Raw genomic sequence first — 3,584 nt, 5'->3', positions numbered from 1 at the left:
GCGCTCGATCTGATAGGCGCTGCACCTCTCCCGTCGTACACCTCGAAGCTTCGCAAAGTTCGGCAAAACCAGGGACCAAGGCCAGCCCTTCTTAATTTCTTCTTACAGATCAAAGGGTTAATTGATAAGTAAGTACCATTCAAATCCGTCCTCTTTTTGATCCACGCCTCGCCCATTGGCCTTGGTTGGGTTCACTTGCAGCCGGCCTCACAATCAATCGCCCCCGCGCGCACATAGAATGACCAACCAAATCTCCGCGATGAGTATGTCGTGATGTAAGCCCTACCCCAGCCACTACCAGCTAGAGTTCTCAAACACGTATACAAAAACAAATTACCCACGAAAAAAGTGCAAACTTAGATCATTAGCCAGCTCAACGATATCTTCATCCTGGCTACCCTCGCCCAGTTTTATATGCGCCTCTAGCAAGCTCTTACTCCCAACAACACATAGAAATTCACCAACATTTTTATACGTATAATAATCCACACCATCACTGCAGAAACCAGATACAATTCTCCCGACCAGCTCATCCCGACCAGATGTCCAGCCACGGGAAGCTAAAATACCTCTTGCCAGCAGCATCTCCTCCTCATTCCCATCTATCGATATATTTATGATTTTCTCGACAAACGAGTCAGAGCAAGAAAAATCAAGCAGACCATCTCTTGCAACTTTTAAAGATACCCGCCGATCTTCACTACTGTCAGAACGCAGCATCTCCATCAAATCAGGCTCATACTGCAAATACAGAGATCGAACATCATAGCCATACTGATTTGTGACGCGTTCGTGCAGCTCATAATTAGACCACGAAAGTCCAGAATGCTGAACCGACTCAACAAAACCGCGAACCTTCTCATTAAAAGAATCCTCGATCGCACTAAACGCCGTCATGAACTCACTCATACCTTACCCCCATATTCTCACGGCAACGCTTTAAACAACCCATCAAACTCATCCCGTGTCATATCGCGAATTGGATACACTGCTGAGTGCCCAGGAGACATATGCCCGCCTGGCATATCACGCCCATCATGCTAACCGCCAAACCCTCAGACATTTTTACGTCTTCAGGTTAAGCATGCGAGGAGTTCGGCCTTGGCCGTCGCATTGAGGGCGGAGCTGAGGTTGGTGCTGTAGGCGCCGGCCATGTAGTTGTCGATGCTGGCCTGGGGGTAGTAGACCAGCAGATTGCCTGCGGCGGCTGGCGGGTTGGCAGGCGCCTGGCCTGGGCCCGCCAGCGCGGCCGCGACCAGGCACAAATCCGCTAAACTAAAATATCCCTATTTCAATACCGAAGTAAACTTCCCGAAAACGTCAATAAATCCCTGCAGGTCTTTTATCTCGTAACGCTCATTAATTATATAGCCACCAGAATCGACATCGATAGCTTCAATAACACAACTATCATCATCCCACAATGTCAGTCTCGCCAAATTACACTCATCATCAACATTGATAACGGCACTTGAACTTAACTCATTCTCATTCAGTTCCAGCTTTCTGCTTGAGTTAATCTCAAGCCAAGCCAATATCTCTATGAACATTTGATAATTCCATCTTCAGTTTTATGTGCCTTGACTTGAATGTCTTCTGCCACTGGCATTTCCGGTACAGGATTACCCTTCCTTTTGGCAAGCCTTCCCTCTAATGAGTCGGGACCCACAATTTTTGCCCACCCCTCATTGGTTTTAATTAGAGACTCCTCTGGAACATTAAACTCAACATACTTAGTTCCGGGCTTAGCCTGTTTTCCAAATGCATCAATACTGGCTGGAGATGCAACATGTGTTGTTCCTGTAGAGCTTTGCACAACTTTCCCAGTACTAGTCATTTGGTTGTACTCGGAAGGTCCCATCCAACGACCAACTGTTAATTTTGATAGCCCCAGTGGATCGATCCAGATCAGAGGGTTTGGCGCGTACTGGTAGAGGTTTGTTCCTCCCAATAGCCCTATCGGATCTTGAGAGATGAATTTCGCGATATTCGGATCATAGTACCGATAGCGGTTGTAGTGCAGCCCCGTCTCGTGGTCGTGGTACTGGCCCTGGAAGCGGATCGGGTTGTTCAGGCCATTCTGCTTCGCCCATTCCGAACGGGCCTCCTTGACCTCACCCCACGCCTTGTACTGCGCCGTCCAGGCCACCTCACCATTGTGGTCGGTGAGTTCCATCGGCGTGCCGAGGTGGTCGCACTGGTACCAGGCAATGGCATCGAATGGCTGCGGTTTGACCTCGTGCTGCCACAGCGGGTCCTGATCGAAATCGTATTCCCGGTCGCTCCAGTCCGGCTGGCGTAGCAAGCGGATCGGGCTCTTGCGCAGCGCCTGGGCAACCGGCACGAAACTGCCCGGCTCGTATAGATAATGCACGGTCCGCCCGGTGTCGCCTTCATCCTGCGGCGGTGAGCTTTCCCAGGCGAGGGTATCGCCATCCCAGCCGTACAAGGTGTAACCACAGCCCAGTTCACGCTGGCGCTTGGCCCGCTGCATCAGGTTCCAGCCGCTGCCGGCCCGCGGATCATCCTGATGGTGCGCGGTGGAGTGCTTGTGCAGACGGCGGCCCAGGGCGTCATAGCTGTACACCACCGTGAGCCTGTCATCGTCATAACGCGTCAGGCGGTCGAACAGGTCCCAGGCCAGGTGGGCCTTGTCGCCGTTGTGCAGGCGATGGATCAGGTTGCCGCGTTCGTCGTACTGGTAATGGGTCCCGGCGTATTCACGCAGCAGGTTGTCCATCAGCTTGTTACGCCGCGGATCGCTTTCCAGCGGACGGTTAAGCTCCTGGGTCTTGTCGTCCAGCAGGTTGCCGGCCGGGTCGAAAGCAAAGGTCTCCACGCCAAGGCGGCTGGTGGCTTGCAGCAAGCGGCCAACGGGATCGTACTGATAGGCCAGGTGGCCACGGCGGGTGTCGTGGATATCGGTCAGCTGGCCCACGGCATCGTATTGGTACTGGCGCTTGAGCAAGGTGGCCTTACCATCATGACTGCCCAGCAACTGTTCCTGCAGACGCCCTGCCGGGTCCCAGCTCTGAGCCTGCATCAGCTGGTTGCCCTGATGACGCACCACTTCACGGTGCAGGTCATCGCGCTCGTAGGCGAGCAACTCATGCTGATCGAGGGTCATGCCCAGCACATGGCCGCTGCCGTAGGTAAGCATGCTGACCTTGTGCCCATCCGGGCGAACGGTCGCGACACGGTTGTGGAGCACGTCGTACTCGTGCTGCCACACCGCAACCATCGGCACCTCGGTACCGAGGTAGTACTGGTGCTCGCGGGTCAGGTTGCCCGCCTCGTCATGGAACCATTGCAGCTTGCTGGCCGCGTTGATCGCCTGGATCAGGTTGCCGTTGCCGTCGTAGGCGAAGGTCTCTTCCTGGCGCTGGTCACCCAAGCTGGCCGCACGTGAAATCAGACGCCCCACCGGGTCGAAGGTGATATCGATGCGGCGCTGGCCGACTTGGGTGCTGGCCAGCCGGCCCGTATCAGGATCGTACTGGTAACGCGTCACCAGGCCATCGAAACCTTGCTCTTGCAGCAGGCGCCCGACCGGGTCGTAAAGGAAGTTGGCCTTGCTCTCGTTC

The 3,584-nt window shown here is 54.2% G+C and carries 4 protein-coding genes; all 4 read right to left on the bottom strand.

What is annotated here, in order from left to right:
- Positions 1-333: 333 nt before the first annotated feature.
- The gene (locus tag P5705_RS25925; RefSeq protein ID WP_277463714.1) at positions 334-909 is read right to left on the bottom strand and encodes a hypothetical protein; all 576 of its coding nucleotides are present in this window, start codon (positions 907-909) and stop codon (positions 334-336) included.
- A 164-nt stretch (positions 910-1,073) separates the two neighbouring features.
- Entirely contained in the window at positions 1,074-1,265 is a 192-nt protein-coding gene (locus P5705_RS25920; RefSeq protein ID WP_277463713.1) for a hypothetical protein, read from the bottom strand.
- A gap of 21 nt (positions 1,266-1,286) precedes the next feature.
- A complete protein-coding gene (locus P5705_RS25915; RefSeq protein WP_277463712.1) occupies positions 1,287-1,550 on the bottom strand; it encodes an immunity protein TriTu family protein in 264 nt (87 codons plus the stop codon).
- Positions 1,541-3,584, bottom strand: a 2,044-nt coding sequence (locus tag P5705_RS25910) for an RHS repeat-associated core domain-containing protein (protein ID WP_277463711.1), incomplete at its 5' end; no start/stop codon positions are given. The genes P5705_RS25915 and P5705_RS25910, both read right to left, overlap by 10 nt.

This window comes from Pseudomonas entomophila (assembly GCF_029478665.1).
GTDB lineage: Bacteria > Pseudomonadota > Gammaproteobacteria > Pseudomonadales > Pseudomonadaceae > Aquipseudomonas > Aquipseudomonas entomophila_F.
This window is presented reverse-complemented; position numbering and strand designations above follow the sequence as displayed.

Bases quoted from the DNA above. Each gene is read 5' to 3' on its own strand.
- P5705_RS25925 (WP_277463714.1), bottom strand. From the start codon at position 909: ATGAGTGAGTTCATGACGGCGTTTAGTGCGATCGAGGATTCTTTTAAT.
- P5705_RS25915 (WP_277463712.1), bottom strand. From the start codon at position 1,550: ATGTTCATAGAGATATTGGCTTGGCTTGAGATTAACTCAAGCAGAAAG.